This is a genomic window from Sphingobium sp. ba1 (assembly GCF_000743655.1).
Lineage (GTDB): Bacteria > Pseudomonadota > Alphaproteobacteria > Sphingomonadales > Sphingomonadaceae > Sphingobium.
This window is the reverse complement of record NZ_JPPQ01000069.1, coordinates 2078239-2094853: the sequence shown is the minus strand read 5'-3', so window position 1 is coordinate 2094853 and position 16615 is coordinate 2078239. Positions and strand designations below refer to the sequence as shown.

14 protein-coding genes and 1 pseudogene are annotated in these 16615 nt (G+C 63.7%); 9 read left to right on the top strand and 6 right to left on the bottom strand.

The genetic code is table 11. The features are described from left to right. Positions 1 to 10 precede the first annotated feature (10 nt). The 3 genes from IL54_RS13225 to pabB all read right to left on the bottom strand — a co-directional run bounded on the left by IL54_RS13225 (position 11) and on the right by pabB (position 3246). Positions 11 to 1213, bottom strand: coding sequence for a pyridoxal phosphate-dependent aminotransferase (locus tag IL54_RS13225; protein ID WP_037476285.1), 1203 nt, complete (start codon positions 1211 to 1213; stop codon positions 11 to 13). Positions 1214 to 1399: 186 nt separating this feature from the next. Continuing rightward, positions 1400 to 2023, bottom strand: coding sequence for an aminotransferase class IV (locus IL54_RS13220; protein ID WP_037476283.1), 624 nt, complete (start codon positions 2021 to 2023; stop codon positions 1400 to 1402). A gap of 47 nt (positions 2024 to 2070) precedes the next feature. After that, positions 2071 to 3246: an aminodeoxychorismate synthase component I gene (gene pabB / locus IL54_RS13215; RefSeq protein ID WP_037476281.1), complete on the bottom strand. Its 1176-nt coding sequence runs from the start codon at positions 3244 to 3246 to the stop codon at positions 2071 to 2073. 94 nt (positions 3247 to 3340) lie between these two features. On the opposite strand from pabB, the gene IL54_RS13210 reads away from it, so the two are divergent. After that, positions 3341 to 3736 carry a DUF983 domain-containing protein gene (locus IL54_RS13210; RefSeq protein WP_037476277.1) on the top strand — a complete coding sequence of 132 codons (396 nt, stop codon included), beginning with the start codon at positions 3341 to 3343 and terminating at the stop codon, positions 3734 to 3736. Between the two features lie 87 nt (positions 3737 to 3823). Here IL54_RS13210 and IL54_RS13205 read toward each other — a convergent pair whose 3' ends face one another. Then, positions 3824 to 4261 (bottom strand): acyl-CoA thioesterase, encoded by a 438-nt coding sequence (locus IL54_RS13205; protein WP_037476275.1) that lies wholly within the window; start codon positions 4259 to 4261, stop codon positions 3824 to 3826. 258 nt (positions 4262 to 4519) lie between these two features. Between IL54_RS13205 and IL54_RS13200 the strand changes: the two genes are divergently transcribed. From IL54_RS13200 to IL54_RS13190, 3 genes are all read left to right on the top strand, one after another. Then, the gene (locus IL54_RS13200; RefSeq protein WP_037476274.1) at positions 4520 to 6826 is read left to right on the top strand and encodes a TonB-dependent receptor; all 2307 of its coding nucleotides are present in this window, start codon (positions 4520 to 4522) and stop codon (positions 6824 to 6826) included. A gap of 271 nt (positions 6827 to 7097) precedes the next feature. Then, on the top strand, positions 7098 to 8441 hold the full coding sequence (locus IL54_RS13195; RefSeq protein WP_443211318.1) for an alkaline phosphatase family protein: 1344 nt from the start codon (positions 7098 to 7100) through the stop codon (positions 8439 to 8441). An 86-nt stretch (positions 8442 to 8527) separates the two neighbouring features. Continuing rightward, entirely contained in the window at positions 8528 to 9754 is a 1227-nt protein-coding gene (locus tag IL54_RS13190; RefSeq protein WP_037476268.1) for a YceI family protein, read from the top strand. Positions 9755 to 9874: 120 nt separating this feature from the next. On the opposite strand, the gene IL54_RS13185 is transcribed toward IL54_RS13190, so the two are convergent. Then, a complete protein-coding gene (locus tag IL54_RS13185) occupies positions 9875 to 10537 on the bottom strand; it encodes an OmpW/AlkL family protein (RefSeq protein ID WP_037476267.1) in 663 nt (220 codons plus the stop codon). Between the two features lie 126 nt (positions 10538 to 10663). Here IL54_RS13185 and hemN point away from each other — a divergent pair, with 126 nt between their 5' ends. From hemN to IL54_RS13160, 5 genes are all read left to right on the top strand, one after another. Next, a complete protein-coding gene (hemN, locus tag IL54_RS13180; protein ID WP_037478640.1) occupies positions 10664 to 11971 on the top strand; it encodes an oxygen-independent coproporphyrinogen III oxidase in 1308 nt (435 codons plus the stop codon). Beyond that, positions 11961 to 12176 carry a hypothetical protein gene (locus IL54_RS13175; protein ID WP_037476261.1) on the top strand — a complete coding sequence of 72 codons (216 nt, stop codon included), beginning with the start codon at positions 11961 to 11963 and terminating at the stop codon, positions 12174 to 12176. Before hemN ends, IL54_RS13175 begins: the two co-directional genes overlap by 11 nt. A 100-nt stretch (positions 12177 to 12276) precedes the next feature. After that, positions 12277 to 12639 carry a Rap1a/Tai family immunity protein gene (locus tag IL54_RS13170; protein WP_037476260.1) on the top strand — a complete coding sequence of 121 codons (363 nt, stop codon included), beginning with the start codon at positions 12277 to 12279 and terminating at the stop codon, positions 12637 to 12639. A gap of 127 nt (positions 12640 to 12766) precedes the next feature. After that, on the top strand, positions 12767 to 14137 hold the full coding sequence (locus tag IL54_RS13165; RefSeq protein ID WP_037476258.1) for a class II 3-deoxy-7-phosphoheptulonate synthase: 1371 nt from the start codon (positions 12767 to 12769) through the stop codon (positions 14135 to 14137). Between the two features lie 422 nt (positions 14138 to 14559). Further along, a complete protein-coding gene (locus IL54_RS13160) occupies positions 14560 to 14808 on the top strand; it encodes a hypothetical protein (RefSeq protein WP_037478638.1) in 249 nt (82 codons plus the stop codon). A 97-nt stretch (positions 14809 to 14905) separates the two neighbouring features. On the opposite strand, the pseudogene IL54_RS13155 reads toward IL54_RS13160, so the two are convergent. Then, positions 14906 to 16344 (bottom strand): annotated as a pseudogene (locus tag IL54_RS13155) (IS1182 family transposase). Positions 16345 to 16615 lie beyond the last annotated feature (271 nt).

Genomic DNA, 16615 nt, shown 5'->3' with positions numbered 1-16615 from the left:
GCGCCTTCCCTTATTTCAGCGCGGCGCAGGCTTCCTGAATCCGCGTGCAGGCCTTTTTCAGCACATCTTCCGATGTCGCATAGCTGATGCGGAAGGCGGGCGAGAGGCCGAAGGCGGCACCGTGGACGGCCGCAACCTTCGCTTCGTCCAGAAAATAAGCGATCAGCGCTTCATCATTGTCGATGCGCACGCCCTTGGGCGTCATCTTGCCGATCACCCCGCTAGCATCAGGATAGACGTAGAAAGCACCTTCGGGCGTGGGGCAATCGAGGCCCGGCGCATCGTTCAGCATCGCCACCACCATGTCGCGGCGCTTCTTGAACACGGCGTTGCGGTCCTCCAGAAAATCCTGCGGGCCGGTCAGCGCGGCAACAGCGGCGGCCTGACTGATCGAACAGGGGTTGCTGGTCGATTGCGACTGCAACTTGCCCATCGCCTTGATGATCCATTCGGGACCACCGGCAAAGCCGATACGCCAGCCGGTCATCGAGAAGGCCTTGGAGCAGCCATTCACGGTCAGCGTGCGGTCGTACAGTTCCGGGCAGACCTGTGCGATCGTCGCGAACGGCGTCGATGCGTACCAGACATGCTCATACATATCGTCGGTCATGACCAGCACATGGGGATGGCGCAGCAGCACGTCGGCCAGCGCCTTCAATTCCTCCGCCGAATAGGCCGCGCCGCTGGGGTTGGACGGCGAATTGAGCATCACCCATTTGGTGCGCGGGGTGATCGCGGCGTCCAGCTGTGCGGCGGTGATCTTGTAGCCCTGGCTCGCCGGGCCTTCGATGAAGACGGGCGTGCCGCCCGCGAAATTCACGATGTCGGGATAGCTGACCCAATAGGGTGCCGGGATGATAACCTCATCGCCCGCATCCACCGTCGCCAGCAGCGCATTGAATAGCGTATGCTTGCCGCCGGAGTTCACCGTGACCTGGCTGCGCTTGTAGACCAGCCCATTGTCGCGCTTGAACTTGAACATCACCGCTTCCTTGACGTCGGCGGTGCCGTCCACGTCGGTATAGCGGGTCTGGTTGTTGCGGATCGCGGCAATGCCCGCTTCCTTGACGAAATCGGGCGTATCAAAGTCCGGCTCGCCCGCCGACAGGCCAATGACATCCACGCCTTCGGCTTTGAGCGCGTTCACGCGGGCGCTCATGGCGAGCGTGGCGGACGGCTGGATACGGCCCAAGGCGGCGGAAGTCTGGCTCATGGCAACAATCTTTCTTCAAAGCGACGTCCAGGCGCTCGGCACAGCCTGCCATCCTGGAAATCGCGACAAAAAATAGTAGAATCCCCTCATCCGCCCATAGGACGGATGCCGCGTCCCTTAGTGCGCAACGGGCAAAGGGGCAACCGGCCAGATGGCGGACAATGGCTATTCGGCAGGAAAGCTCGGCTATGGTGCCAGCGTCGCCGCGACCATGCCGCGCGCGGCATTGCCGATGAAAAAGCCCCGCTCCAGATCGGACACGCGCAGGTCGCCCTCGACCGCCTCGCCCATGTCGATCAGGCTTTGACGCAATATGCCCGGCAGCAAGCCGCGCGCCAGCGGCGGCGTCACCAGCTTGTCGCCGCGCTCCACGAACAACGAGGAAAAACAGCCCTCGGTCAGATAGCCTTTCGCGTCGATCAGCGCGACCTCATAGGTGCCGCCGCGCATGAGCGCATCGCGATACAGGCTGCGGTCGGTGGTTTTGTGCAACAGGCGCAAATCGTCGGCGGGCGCATGGCGCGGCACCACCTTGACCGGGACGATCGCCTGGGGCCAGCCAATATGATCGCGCACCTCGATCGCCACCGCGCCGCTGCGCGATGCCATCAACCGTACCCGGCTGCGATCGCGCAGGCGGAAGGTCGCGGCCTGCAATTCGTTGCGGACGGCATGGCGATCGAAGGCGAAGCCGAACGCATCCGCGCTCGCCTTGAGCCGCGTCAGATGCAGTTCCAGCAACCTGATCCCGTCGAGCGGGTCGAAGGCCATGGTTTCAATAAGGTCGAAGCGTCGATCAGCCAGTGACATTGCCGTTATTCCAAGCCCTTGCCGGTGCGAGAGTCAAGCTGGAGACATCAAGCCGGGGCAAGAAAGCGCCCCTTGGCCAGGCATTCGGCCCATTCCGAATCCACCTGCGAATCCGCGACGACGCCCGAACCAAGGCCCAGCCGACCGACGCTGCTGCCTTCCGCGACGCATAAGGTGCGGATCGACACATTGAAGGCCGCGTCGCCCTCCGGGTCGATCCAGCCCATTGTGCCGGTATAGACGCCGCGCGGATGGGGTTCGACCGCATCGATGATCTCCATCGCCCGGACCTTCGGTGCGCCGGTGATCGAACCGCAGGGAAAGAGGATGCGCAGCACATCGACCGGCGACAGGCCGGGCAGAATGCGCGCGCGCACGGTCGACACCAGTTGATGCACGGTCGGGAAGCTCTCGACCTTGAACAGATCCGGTACGATCACGCTGCCCGCGCGCGACACCCGCGACAGGTCGTTGCGCAGCAGGTCGACGATCATCAGATTTTCGGCCCGCTGCTTGGGATCGGCGGCAAGCCAGCGCGCAAGGTCCGCATCCCGCTGCGGATCGGCATCACGCACCGCCGTCCCCTTCATCGGCCGGGCGGTCAGTTGCCCTCGCACCTGGGTAAAGAACAGCTCCGGCGAAAAGGATAGCAGCGCATGGTCGCCGGTGCGGATCACCCCGCCATAGCCCGCCGCCGCGCGCGGCCGAACGGCGGCATAGAGCGCCATCGGATCGCCGGTCAGCGGCACATAGCAGGGGAAGGTCAGGTTCGCCTGATAGATGTCGCCCGCGCAGATATAATCCTGCACCGCGTCGAACGCGACGCGATAGTCCGCCGCCTCCACCATCGGCCGCAACGGCCCGACCTGCGCGCCGGTCGGATCGGGCAGCATTGCGGGCAGCGTGCCGGGCGGGATCAGCCGCACCCCTTCGAACAGGCCGAACCACAAGAGCGGCGACCCATCGGATCGCTGGTCGTGGCGACGGCCGATCGGCGCCAGTCGCTCCTCCAGCGCCAGCCCGGCTTCATAGCTCATATAGCCAGCGACATGCAGCCCGGCCTCGCGCGCGTCGGCGATACGATCGAGCGCTGGCTGCACCTCCTCCATCCGGTGGGCGGCGATGACCGACACGGGATCGCGATAGAGCCGCGCAGGCGCGGCGTGGCGCGGGCGGGCATCATCGAACAGGGCAAAGATTTCGGTCGGGCCGGGAAGACGCATGGGCGTGTCTTAACAGGCTTTGCGCGCGGCGAAAGGCCGATCCAAGGTGCAGTGTCCTTGCAGCAGCGCAACGAACGGCCTACCCCATGCGGCCATGACCGATCCCCTCCCCGATCCCGCCCCCGACGCCGTGGCGGCGCGCCCGTTCGGACCAGCGCTCGCTTTGGCGCTGCGGGGCCGCTGCCCGGCCTGTGGCGAGGGCCGTCTGTTCGCGCATTTCCTTAAACCCGTGCCCGCCTGCGCCCAATGCGGCCAGCGTTGGGATCTGCATCAGGCGGATGATTTCCCGTCCTACATCGTCATCCTGTTGCTCGGCCATATATTGGTGCCGCTGATGATCGAAGTGAACAGCGCCTTCGCCATTCCGCTGGGGTGGCAGGCGGCGATCTGGCCGACCTTGGCCTTCCTGCTGGCGGTGGCGATGATCCAGCCGGTCAAGGGCGGCGTCATCGCCTTCCAATGGACGCGACGCATGGCCGGGTTCCGGTAAAGGTCACCGGTTTTAGGGGCCGCCCCCCTCCGTTCGTTTCGAGCGAAGTCGAGAAACGCTCGAACCAAACGAGGATCGGGAATCCAATCAGTCCGGCTGGCGCAGGAAATTCCGCTCCATCGCCTCGCGCAGCGTTTCGTCGATCTCGCGCCGCCCTTCCGCGCCATGGGTGACGACCGTGGTATCGCAGGTCGCGACGCACACGCCCTTCTGGAATCCCGCCGAACTGATCGTCCAGCTAGTCCGGCCGATATGGCCGATCGCGCAATGGACTTCGAACGGATAGGGGAAATGCGATTCCTCGATGAAGTTCAGCTGCACCGCCGCGACCAGCCAGCGCACGCCCTGTTCTTGCGGATGGCGGCCCAGATGGTGATGGAACCGGATGCGCGCGGTTTCAAAGATGCCCGATATCGCCACATTGTTGATGTGGCCCATCGTATCGAGATCCTGAAAGCGGGTGTCGATGCTGGTGACGAAGCGATAGGCTACTGGAGTGAACCGCCAGGATTCGGGTTTGGCCATGTCCTGATTTCCCTCTAACAATGTTGCACTTGCCATAGCCCTGCTGGCCCATGATGCAATCGCACCCGCGAAATTGGGCGCAGTGCGACCTTTATGACACAATGAAAGTCCCGCTTTTGCGTGGGTCGCCCGAAGCATCGCAAAAACGTCATCGTTACGTCACCGTTATGTCAATGCCCGCTCATTGCGGTGCAACATGTCGCGCCTACGGCCCCCGACCAAGCCGGCTACCGGTTTTTCCAAGGGGGAAATTTTCACATGCGTCCTGCCACAGCCTTGCTGCTCGCCTCCACCATGTTGGCCAGCACACCCGCCTTCGCCCAGACGGCCTCGCTCGCCGTCCCCGCCGCTGCGGCGGCCGTGGAAGGCGAAGAGATCATCGTCTTTGGTCGCGGCGAAACCCGCCAGGTGCAGGAAATCAAGGCCCGCGACATCATCGTGCTGACACCCGGCACCAACCCGCTCAAGGCAATCGAAAAGCTGCCCAGCGTCAACTTCCAATCCGCCGACCCGTTCGGCAATTATGAATGGTCGCAGCGCATCACCATCCGCAGCTTCAACCAGAATCAGCTCGGCTTCACCTTCGACGGCATTCCGCTCGGCGATATGAGCTATGGCAACCATAACGGCCTGCACATCACCCGCGCGATCAGCAGCGAAAATATCGGCAGCGTGCGCGTGGCGCAGGGCGCGGGTTCGCTGGGCACGCAGGCAACCGGCAACCTTGGCGGCACTGTCGAAACCTTCTCGATGGACCCGGCCGACAGCCTGGGCGCACAGGGCAATTTCACCTATGGCAGCAACGACACGATGCGCGCCTTCGGCCGCATCAACTTGGGCAGCGCCGACGGCATTCGCGGCTATGTGTCCTATGGCTATGGCTCGACCGACAAATATAAGGGCACTGGCGTCCAGGACCAGCATATGGGCAATGCCAAGGTCATCATTCCCATCGGCGAAGCCAAGATCGACGGTTGGCTGAGCTATTCGGATCGCCGCGAACAGGATTATCAGGACATGTCGATGGGCATGATCCGCCGCCTCGGCTGGGACTGGGACAATACCTTCCCCGATTACACCCGCGCGATCGACTATGCCGACCGGCTGAACGACGTTGACCTCATCAGCAACAGCGGCGGATCGCCCTTCCCCGACGGTCGCTTCGACTATAGCGGCGCCAACGTCGCCACCGGCCAGACCTATCCCGGCAACGTCACCAGCGCCGACGATGCCTATTATGACGCGGCTGGCCTGCGCAAGGACTGGTTGGGCGCAATCGGCTTCACCACCCCGCTCGGCGAGCGGGCCAATCTGAAGCTCAAGGGCTATTATCACAATAATAGCGGCATGGGCCTGTGGGGCACGCCTTATGTCGCCAGCCCCAATGGCGTGCCGATGTCGATGCGCACGACCGAATATGACATGGACCGCATCGGCGCATTCGGCAGCGTCGATTTCGTCATCGGTGCGCAAAATCTGAGCGTCGGTGCATGGTATGAAAATAACAAGTTCAACCAGGCCCGCCGCTTCTATGCCTTTGCCAGCCGCGCCGAACCGGGCCTGTCGTTCCGCGACTATCCCGAAAATCCCTTCTTCACCCAGTGGGAATTCGACTTCACCACCGACACTTTCCAATATCATGTCCAGGACAAGATCGACCTTGGCATGGTGACGATCAACCTCGGCTGGAAGGGCTTCAAGGTCACCAACGAAGCCGAAGCCATCGTGCAGGCAACCTTCCCGCAAGGCAAGATCAGCGCCGAAGACTGGTTCCAGCCCACGGCCGGTTTCGTCGTCGAACTCAGCCCCGAAGCCGAAGTGTTCGGCGGCTTCAGCCAGTCGACCCGCGCCTTTGCCAGCGCCACCACGACCGGCCCCTTCTCGACCAACCAGGTTGGCTTCGACGCGATCAAGGATGATCTGAAACCCGAAGAGTCCGACACCTATGAACTCGGCCTGCGCTACAACACGCCGATGTTCAACGGTACGCTGGGTGCTTATCTCGTCAACTTCCGCAACCGCCTGCTCGCGGTGCAGGTCGGATCGGCGATCCAGGGCAACCCGTCGGCGCTGCAAAATGTCGGCGGCGTCCGCGCCATCGGCGTCGAAGCGGCGGGCGATCTGAAACTGGGCGGCGGCTTTGGTCTCTACGCCAGCTACAGCTACACCGACGCCACCTATCGCGACGATGTCGTGAACGGCAACGGCGTGGTGGTCGCGGCGATCGAAGGCAAGACCGTGGTCGACAGCCCCAAACATATGGCGCGCGGCGAACTCAACTATGACGACGACAAGCGCTTCTTCCGCGTCGGCCTCAACTATATGTCGCGTCGCTTCTACAGCTACACCAACGACGCCTCGGTCCCCGGCCGTCTGATCGTCGACGCCTCGCTCGGCTATCGCTTCACCGACAAGATCGAGGTGCAGCTCAACGCCACCAACCTGTTCGACAAACGCTATGTCGGCACCATCGGGTCGGGCGGCTTCGGCAATAGCGGCGACGCCCAGACCCTGCTGGTCGGCGCCCCCCAGCAATTCTTCGCCACGGTGAAGGCCGGGTTCTGACGTAATATGATCCTCCCCTTTAAGGGGAGGTGGCTGGCCGCAGGCCAGACGGAGGGGTGTCACCCTATCGATAGGGTGACACCCCTCCGTCATCGCTACGCGCTGACACCTCCCCTGCCAGGGGAGGACGACCCGGCAGCCCGAAATCTTGACCGATTTCAACTCCGGACAAAAATGTCCGTTCGTTTCGAGCGAAGTCGAGAAACATATGCGACACGTTATCCGCTTCTCGACACGCTCGAAGCGAACGGCAGCTGGGACAATGATCATGATCAAAGCCGCGCTTCTCCTCGCCACCGCCCTTGCCGCCTGCCTTCCCGGCACGGCGCTGGCGGAGCCGGTGCTGCTGATCTCGATCGACGGGCTGCGGCCCGGCGACGTGATCGAGGCACAGAAGCGCGGCCTTGCCATTCCCAATCTGCGCCGCTTCCTGACCGATGGAGCCCATGCCTCCGGCGTCACCGGGGTCGCGCCGACGCTGACCTATCCCAGCCACACGACGCTGATGACCGGCGTGTCACCCGCGAAACATGGCATCGTCGCCAATAACAGTTTCGACCCCATCGGCATCAACCAGGGCGGCTGGTACTGGTATGCCCCCGACATCAAGGTGCCGACCCTGTGGGAAGCCGCGACCAAGGCGGGCCTGTCCACCGGCAATGTCCACTGGCCGGTCAGCGTCGCGCCCAAGGGCATGACCTGGAACCTACCGCAAATCTGGCACACCGGCCATGGCGACGACGCCAAATTGCTCGACGCGCTGGCGACGCCGGGGCTGTCGGCCGAACTGGCCGCCAAAGTCGGCCAGCCCTATGCGATGGGCATCGACGAAAGCCTGAGCGGCGACCAGCTCCGGGGCAAATTCGCCACCGCGCTCATCGCCACGCACAAGCCGCAATTTCTGACCGTCTATTTCGCCGCGCTCGATCATGAGGAACATGCGAGTGGCCCCGAAAGCCCGGCCGCCAAAGCCGTGCTGGAAAAGATCGACGCCATCGTCGGCGATCTGGTGGCGGCCGAGATGCAGGCCCATCCCGACGCGGTGGTCGCGGTCGTCAGCGACCATGGCTTTGAAGCGACCCACACCGCGATCAACCTCTATCGCCCCTTCATCGACGCCGGACTGATCACGATCGGCCCCGATGGCAAGGTCGCCTCTTGGCTCGCCATGCCCTGGATTTCCGGCGGATCGGCCGCGATCATGCTGGCACGGCCCGACGATGCGGCACTGGCGACGCGGGTGAAAGCGTTGCTCGACAAGCTCGCCGCCAATCCCGCCAATGGGATCGCGCAGGTAGCGGACAAGGCGCAGACCGTCGCGATCGGCGGCAATCCGCAAGCGACCTTCATGCTCAACCTCGCCCCCGGCTTCGTCACCGACATCTATCGCGGCCCGACCGCACCGGTGCGCGCGCATAGCTCGGTCAAGGGCATGCACGGCTATTTTCCCGGCCCCGCCAACCTTCAGGCGAGCTTCCTGCTGATGGGCAAGGGCGTGCCACGCGGCAAGAATCTGGGCACCATCGACATGCGCGCCATCGCACCGACGCTGGCCACCATCATGGGCGCGTCGCTACCCGACGCGGACAAGCCCGCGATCGACCTCCAGCCATAAGGCAACGCAGCGTTTCGCGGCGCGGCAATGGACTTCGTTGCACAGCCGACATAGCTTTGCCCCGGTTCATCGATCCGGGGGTTCCCATGCCGCGCTACAGCCTTGCCGCCATCATCCTGCACTGGGCGATCGCCGCCCTGCTCGCCTTTCAGATCAGCGTCGGCTGGGCGCTGGAGGATTTGGGCGCGCGCGGCTTTGCGCTCTATCAACTGCACAAGTCGGTCGGCATCGCCATCCTCACGCTGACGCTGCTGCGGATCGGCATATGCTATTGGAAACCGCGCCCGGCAAAACTGGAGGGCGGCTGGCAGGGTGCTTTGGCTTCGACCGTGCATGCCGGCCTCTACGCCTTCATGTTGGGCGCGCCGCTGACCGGCTGGGCACTCGTCTCGACCGCCAAGGTCAAGGTGCCGACCCTGATCTTCGGGGTCATCCCCCTGCCCCATCTGCCGCTGCCCGCTTCTGCGCATGGCCTGGCCGAGGGTGGCCATGGCCTGATGGCCTGGCTCGGCATCACGCTCGTCCTGCTCCATGTCGCGGGCGCGCTGCGCCACCATCTGCTGATGCGCGATGGCCTCATCTGGCGGATGATCCCGAACCGCTCGACCGCGCTGCTGGTCGGACTGCCCGCGCTGATCCTGCTCGGCTTTGCGCTGGGCCGGGTGATCCTGCCAGCGACTGCCCCCGTCGAGGCAGCGGCGGCACCCTCGGCCCCCGTGGCGCAACCCGAAGAACTGGTGCCCGTGGCCAATGTAACCGAGCCGGACAATAGCGCCGTCGCCAATGAAACGGTAGCGCAGGAAGAAGAACCCATGGGCCCGCCCCCGGCCTGGACCGTGCAGCCCGGCGGCCGCATCGGCTTTGCCGTCGGCAATGACGGCCAGACGATCAGCGGCAGCTTCGCCAAATGGACCGCCGCGATCGTCATGGACCTCGACCATCCCGAAACCGCCGACATCCGCGTATCGATCGACATGGCCAGCGCCAGCGTCGGCGACGCCTATCAGGACGGGATGCTGCCTGGCGACGAATTTTTCGCCGTCGCCGCCCATCCGACCGCTACCTTCACCGCCAAGGGCGCGGAGAAAACGGGAGCGAACGCCTATCGCGCCAGCGGCACGCTCAGCCTCAAGGGCGTGAGCAAGCCCCAGACCATCCGCTTCACCCTGTCCGGCGAAGGCGCGACCCGCAAGGTCACCGGCACCGCCACCATTGCCCGCGCCGCCTTCGACGTTGGCAATGGCGACAGCAGCGGCAGCCTGGCTCCGAACGTAGCGGTCACCTTCGCCTTCACCGCGAAGCGGAAGCCATAAACCACCCTCCTCCGTTCGCCCTGAGCCTGTCGAAGGGGGCCTTCCTTCTTGAAAGAAAGTGCAGGGCTTCGACAGGCTCAGCCCGATCGGCCCTATGGTGGGAGCGCAGGTTAACAAAGATCAGAACCGCATCCCGACACCCACGCCGAACACCCAGGGGTCCAGGCTCACCTTCACCCGCTGCACGCCTGCCGCCGCCGTGGTCAGGCGTGCCTTCGTGTCGATGTCGATATATTTGACGTCGAAGTTCAGGAACAATTTTTCGTTCAGGTCGATATCGACGCCTGCCTGCCCGGCCCAGCCGACGCTGTCGGACAGATGCACCTTGGTCTTGCCGACCGCGCCTTCCAATGCGCTGGACGCATCATTGTTGAAGAACAACGTATAGTTGACGCCCGCGCCGACATAGGGACGGATATTGCTGCCCGGTGCGAAATGATATTGCACCGTCAGCGTCGGCGGCAGCGCATTGGTCGCCGCCAGCTTGCCCAGCGATCCGGTCGTCCCGGTCTTGCCGCTCACCGTATGGCGGCTGGTCGCGGCGATCAGTTCGAAACCGATATTATCTGTCGCCATATAGGTGATGTCGATTTCCGGCGTGATCGTATTGTTCACCTTCACCTTTTCGCCCGGAAAGCCGGGCAGCACGCTGCCGCTCTTCTCGTTGGGCGCGACCATGATGCCGCGCAGGCGGACAAGCACGTCGCCCTGCGCGGCCTGCGCCGGGGCGGCCATGGCAGCGGCGGCGCAGGCCGTGCCGAGCAGAATGGTCTTGATGGTCATGATAAATCTCCCTGTCTGGTGGGGAGCGCTCTGCCGCATCCGGCACGGCGCGGCATTGACGGTGCGCAAGCTGCAATTTGATCTGGCGCAATGCAGCCGCGACGACTTGCTGCGATCACCCAGCCCATGTGGACCTATCATCCTGACCTGCTCGCCCGGCCAGTGCCGCGCTACACCAGCTATCCCACCGCCGCCCAGTTCAGCGATAGGGTCGGCGCGGCGGAGATGGGCCAGCGGCTGGACGCGCTCGCGCCCGACACGCCGATCTCGCTCTATGTCCACATCCCCTATTGCCACGACATCTGCTGGTATTGCGGCTGCAACACCGGCGCGGCGAACAAGGCGCAACGGCTGACCGCCTATGTCGAGGCGCTGGAGCGCGAAGTCGCGCTGATCGCCGCCCGCCTGAACGGACGCGGCCGGGTGACCCGCATCGCCTTTGGCGGGGGCAGCCCCAATAGTCTGCCGCTCGTCGATTTCATCCGGCTGATGCAGCAATTATTACGCTGTTTCGACGCCCATCATGCCGAGCTTTCGGTCGAACTGGACCCGCGCCGCCTCGACGCGGACTGGATTGATGCGATGGCGGCCATGGGGGTCGATCGCGTCAATCTGGGCGTTCAGACCTTCAGCCCGCATGTCCAGACGCGCATCGGTCGCATCCAGCCGCTCGACATGGTCGAACGCGCGGTGGAGCGGCTGGACAAGGCAGGCGTCGCCACGGGCTTTGACCTCATGTATGGCCTGCCCGGCCAGAGCATGGACGACCTATCCGCCACGCTCGACGCCACCATCCGCCTCGCGCCTGCGCGCATCGCCCTGTTCGGCTATGCCCATATGCCGCGCCTGCTGCCGCGTCAGCGCCGGATCGACGCCAGCGATCTGCCCGATGTGGCCCAGCGGTTCGCGATGGCCGCCATGGGCCATGATGCGCTGACACGGGCAGGCTATCGCGCGATCGGCTTCGACCATTTCGCTTTGCCTGACGACAGCATGGCGCTCTCCGCCGCCAAAGGCCGCCTGCGCCGCAATTTTCAGGGCTTCACCGATGATCCCGCGCAAATATTGATCGGCATGGGGGCCAGTGCGATCAGCCAATTCCCCGACCTGATCGTCCAGAATGCAAAGCAGGCCGGCCCTTGGCGCACGGCGATCGAAGCGGGGCAGCTCGCCACCACGCGCGGCCTCGTCCGCACCGCCGAAGACCAGCGCCGCGGCCGCATCATCGAAGCCTTGCTCTGCCAGGGCGAAGTGCATCTGGACGCCGGCGATCCCCGCCCCGACCTCGACCGCTTCGAACAGCGCGGACTGGTCGAACGGAGCGGAAACCGCCTGCTGCTGCCCCCCGAAGCCCTGCCCTATGCCCGCAGCATCGCCGCCTGCTTCGACGCCTATCTGGAGCCCGTCGAAACGCGGTTCAGTCATGCGGTCTAGCGCGGCGCTCGCCAGCACGCTGGCCTGCCTGTTCCTCAATGCCCCGCTGGCCAGCGCGGATGCCAGCTCCGCCTGGTATTGCGGCGCAGGCCTTGCGGGCCAATGGGTGCCGCCCTGGCTGCCCCAGCCCGGCCCCAGCCGCCACGACATCGCCTGTCACCTCATGACCGGATGCCGCCGCCAGGACCAGCGCGAAGAGGCCTGAGCCGGATAGTGGCTAAGCCGCGCCCGGTCGTCTGGACAGGCCCGGAAGGCTGCGCCATGGTCGCCCCCAACGCCCCTCACCCACAGGATGCCCCGCCATCATGCGCGCGCCCTTCCTTGCCCTGCCATTTGCCCTGCTCGCCGCGTCCCCCGCACCGGCGGCCCAACCCGGCGGCGGCGCATTCATGTTCGAAAGCGGCACCAGCCTGCTTGCCAAATGCCGCAACAAGGTCCCCGAATATGGCCTCGCCTGCACCGCCTATATCGTCGGCGTGGTCGATGGCATCCGCAAGGATCTGTTCATCGGACGCGGTCGGCAAGTCTGCTGGCCCGACAAGATGAGCGCGGACGACGCCCGCCGCACCGTAGTCGCCTATCTCGAACGCTGGCCCGACCAGCGACGCAGCCCAGCCTCCGTGCTGGTCAGCGTTGCGCTAAACGACCGCTATCCTTGCCAAAAATAGCCGATCGATCACACTGATCGAAAGGATCATTGCGCGGCGCGCCCGTGCGGCTGCTATAAACTTGCCTTGAAGGGCGCGGCGGCGTAGGTGCGGCCCCTGTTTTTTTGGTTCATGTAGGAGACTCGTCGTGGCGGCGAAATGGACGCCGGATAGCTGGCGCGCGCACAAGGGCATTCAGATGCCCGCCTATCGTAATGCGGAGGCTCTGGCCGCCGTGGAGGCACAGCTTGGCCAGTTTCCGCCGCTCGTCTTTGCAGGCGAAGCCCGCAACCTGAAGGCGGATCTCGCCAAGGTCGCAGCCGGCGAATCCTTCCTGCTGCAGGGCGGCGATTGCGCGGAAAGTTTCGCGGAATTCCACCCGAACAATATCCGCGACACGTTCCGCGTGCTGCTGCAGATGGCGGTCGTCCTGACCTTCGCGTCGAAACTGCCGGTGGTGAAGGTCGGCCGCATGGCGGGCCAGTTCGCCAAGCCGCGTTCGGCCGATACCGAAGTGATCGATGGCGTCGAACTGCCCAGCTATCGCGGCGACAATGTCAACGACATCGCCTTCACCGCGCAGGGCCGCGAGCCGGACCCGCAGCGGATGGTGCAGGCCTATAACCAGTCGGCGGCCACGCTCAACCTGCTGCGTGCCTTCTCGACCGGCGGCTATGCCAGCCTGGATCGCGTCCACGGCTGGATGCTCGATTTCATGGGCCGCTCGCCCTGGGCCGCGAAGTTCGAACAGATGGCCGACCAGATCGGCCAGGCGCTCGACTTCATGCGCGCCTGCGGCCTGTCGGCGGAAACCGTACCCCAGCTTGGCGGGACCAGCTTCTACACCAGCCATGAAGCGCTGCTGCTGCCGTTCGAACAGGCACTGACGCGGCAGGATTCGCTGACCGGCGACTGGTATGACACGTCCGCCCATATGCTGTGGATCGGCGACCGCACCCGGTTCGAAGGGTCGGCTCATGTCGAATATCTGCGCGGCATCGGCAACCCCATTGGCCTGAAATGCGGTCCCAGCCTGGAGCCGGACGCGCTGCTGCGCCTGCTCGACACGCTGAACCCCGCGCGCGAAGCCGGACGGATCACGCTCATCACCCGCTATGGCCATGACAAGATCGAGGCGGGCCTGCCCAAGCTGGTCCGCGCCGTGCTGCGCGAAGGCCATCCGGTCATCTGGTCCTGCGACCCGATGCACGGCAATGTCGTCAAGGCCGCCAACGGCTATAAGACGCGCCCGTTCGACCGCATCCTGGCCGAAGTGCGCGGCTTCTTCGCCGTCCACCGCGCCGAAGGCAGCTTCGGCGGCGGCATCCACGCCGAAATGACCGGTCAGAATGTCACCGAATGCACCGGCGGCGCCATCGCCATCACCGACGAAGGCCTGGCCGACCGCTACCACACCCATTGCGACCCGCGCCTCAACGCGGCGCAGAGCCTGGAGCTGGCTTTCCTGCTGGCCGAAATGCTCAACGAAGAACTGAAAGAACGCCGCGCAGCGGCGTGAAGGATAGCCGTTGTCTCTTCCCCACCCGCCTGCGGGAGGGGCAGCGAGACTTAGGCGCGCAGCGCCTTAGTCGCAGCGGGGTGGGCCAACGCACCCTCGCGCAAGCCCATCCCCTAACCCCCTCCCGCAAGCCGGGAGGGGGAACGCCCGCCACAAAAACGCACCTTCCAGGGACCATAGTTTCTGGCTGAGTTGGGTAGATTTCGGACACTCATCAACGCCGTCACCCCGGACTTGATCCGGGGTCTATGAGCCTCAGCATGTCAACGACTTGGCACCCGTGAGCTAATGGATGCCGGGTCAAGCCCGGCATGACGGAAAGGGGTGGTTTGCGGACGGGCGGCTTTTCCTGTTCGTCACTCTCATGCTACGTCGATGCAATGAAGCCGAACCACTACGCACAAGCCCACGCGTGGGATGCGATGATCCGCATTGCCGTCTTGGGCTTTTTATTCCTTAGCGCCTTTATGGCTGTTAGTTCAGCCATCGTTATCAGTGTGTTGTATCACTCTGAGGATGCTAATATTTTGCAAGGTGGGCTTCTCTTATTCGGCACGGCGGCATTCGGCGTGGCCTTGGGTTTCCGAAAGTCGGAGCGGCTGACGTGGAAACATTGGCTCATCATCTGTTTACTGGCAGCACCCGGAGCGCTTTACACGTTCGCCCACTAACGTCCGTAAATGGTCCAGCCTGTGTGAAAACGCTGCAGATGTAGCTGCTGGAAGGCGATGTCACGTAGATAGCGGGCAGATTCTGGCGCAATATCCTTCAGGTTGCGATGGCTTTGAGGATTGCCTTGCTACCCCCGATATTGAGGACCCTGGTCAGGTTGTAGGCCAGTACATGCAGCGCCATTTCGGTTGAGACCCTGGGCTTGGTCTTCATGAGGAAGTGTGTGTAGCCCATTCGCGCCTTGAGAGTGGCGAAGGGATGTTCAACCGTTTGCCTTCGTATCCGCATCGCATCAGGGTTCGCATCCAGCCTTTTCTGCATGGCTTCGATTACGTCCTCATGCTCCCACCGGGTGACGCGGCGTTCCTTGGAGGTCGTGCATTGGGCCTTGATGGGGCAACTAGGGCAAGAGCTGGTCCAGTATCGATTGAGCGTCATGCCCCTTTCCACTGTCTGGAACCGATTCTTCAACTGCTCACCGGCCGGGCAGCGATACGCGTCCTGCTCGGGCATGTAGACGAAGTCTTCCTTGCCGAACCGACCGGCCGTCTTTGCTCTTGAGGTCATAGGTTTAGGCATGGTCACCGTCACGCCGACCTGTTCGCTTGCCAGGATTTCCTCGCCTGAGAAGTAACCTCTATCAGCAACCACATCGAGCCGGTCTGTTTCCAGCACCGCTTTTGCCTTCATTGCCATACCGCTGATTTGGGCACGGTCGCTACCAATGTTCGTCACCTCGTGGGTGACGATCAGATGATGCTCTGTATCGACCGCGATCTGGACATTGTAGCCGACCATCCCGGTCCCCCGGCCGCTGGTCGCCATGGAGCGTGCATCCGGATCGGTCAGCGAGATTTGTTGGTCCGGTTGTGCCAGCATCTGAGCTTCCAACCCGTCAAGGCGCCGCATCTCTTGCTCAAGCCTGGCGACCTTCTCCTTGAGCCTTTCCGTTTTGGCGGCCAGTATCTCGGTCGGTTCCTGACGGTCGGCGGTATCGAGCTGCGAGAGATACCGTGCAACGCTCTCCTCGATCTGCTGCCGTCGGCGCTCCAGCTTGGCCTTGGTGAAGTTGCGATCGCGGTTGTTTACCGCCTTAAACTTACTGCCGTCTATGGCGACGCTCCCGCCGGCCAGAAGGCCCATCTGGCGGCACAGAAGGACGAAGCGGCTGCAAACCCCTTGGATCGCAGCGCCATTGTCACGACGGAAGTCCGCGATCGTCTTGTGATCTGGCACCAGCCGACCAACCAACCACATAAGTTCGACGTTGCGATCGGCCTCACGCTCCAGGCGACGGCTCGACTGCACCCGGTTCAGATATCCGTAAATGTACAGCTTGAGCAGCACCGAGGGAGATAGGATGGACGCCCCGTCGCCGCAGGCTCCACGCCGTCAAAGCCAAGCTCTCCAAGATCCAGCGCATCAACAAATGCATCGACCACGCGAACCGGATTATCCTCCCCGATCCAGTCATCTACACACGGTGGGAATAATGTCGTCTGGCTGCGATCAGCGCCAGCAATGAAGCGACCCATATGACCCTCCAAACCGTCAGAGCATCATACCATAATTGTCGCCTTTTCACACAGGCTGGGTCGCTTCAAGACCCCCCGGTCCTCCCCCATCCAACACCCTTCCAATGTAGGATAATCTCTGATCTATCCTGCCAGATGAAGCCCCCGCGCCGCCCTTCTACGTCTCCCACATCAGCCCGCCCCCCGTCGCCGCACTGCCGCGCAACCGTCGCGTCAGCGTCGCATCGCTGTCGCGTCGCTGTGACCCACCAGTTACCCAACCGGCGCGCCG

Coding starts and splice junctions, on each gene's coding strand:
- hemN (WP_037478640.1), top strand. CDS start 10,664: ATGTGGACCTATCATCCTGACCTGCTCGCCCGGCCAGTGCCGCGCTAC.
- IL54_RS13200 (WP_037476274.1), top strand. CDS start 4,520: ATGCGTCCTGCCACAGCCTTGCTGCTCGCCTCCACCATGTTGGCCAGC.
- IL54_RS13210 (WP_037476277.1), top strand. CDS start 3,341: ATGACCGATCCCCTCCCCGATCCCGCCCCCGACGCCGTGGCGGCGCGC.
- IL54_RS13160 (WP_037478638.1), top strand. CDS start 14,560: ATGATCCGCATTGCCGTCTTGGGCTTTTTATTCCTTAGCGCCTTTATG.
- IL54_RS13220 (WP_037476283.1), bottom strand. CDS start 2,023: ATGTCACTGGCTGATCGACGCTTCGACCTTATTGAAACCATGGCCTTC.
- IL54_RS13205 (WP_037476275.1), bottom strand. CDS start 4,261: ATGGCCAAACCCGAATCCTGGCGGTTCACTCCAGTAGCCTATCGCTTC.
- IL54_RS13190 (WP_037476268.1), top strand. CDS start 8,528: ATGCCGCGCTACAGCCTTGCCGCCATCATCCTGCACTGGGCGATCGCC.
- IL54_RS13185 (WP_037476267.1), bottom strand. CDS start 10,537: ATGACCATCAAGACCATTCTGCTCGGCACGGCCTGCGCCGCCGCTGCC.
- IL54_RS13225 (WP_037476285.1), bottom strand. CDS start 1,213: ATGAGCCAGACTTCCGCCGCCTTGGGCCGTATCCAGCCGTCCGCCACG.
- IL54_RS13170 (WP_037476260.1), top strand. CDS start 12,277: ATGCGCGCGCCCTTCCTTGCCCTGCCATTTGCCCTGCTCGCCGCGTCC.
- IL54_RS13175 (WP_037476261.1), top strand. CDS start 11,961: ATGCGGTCTAGCGCGGCGCTCGCCAGCACGCTGGCCTGCCTGTTCCTC.
- pabB (WP_037476281.1), bottom strand. CDS start 3,246: ATGCGTCTTCCCGGCCCGACCGAAATCTTTGCCCTGTTCGATGATGCC.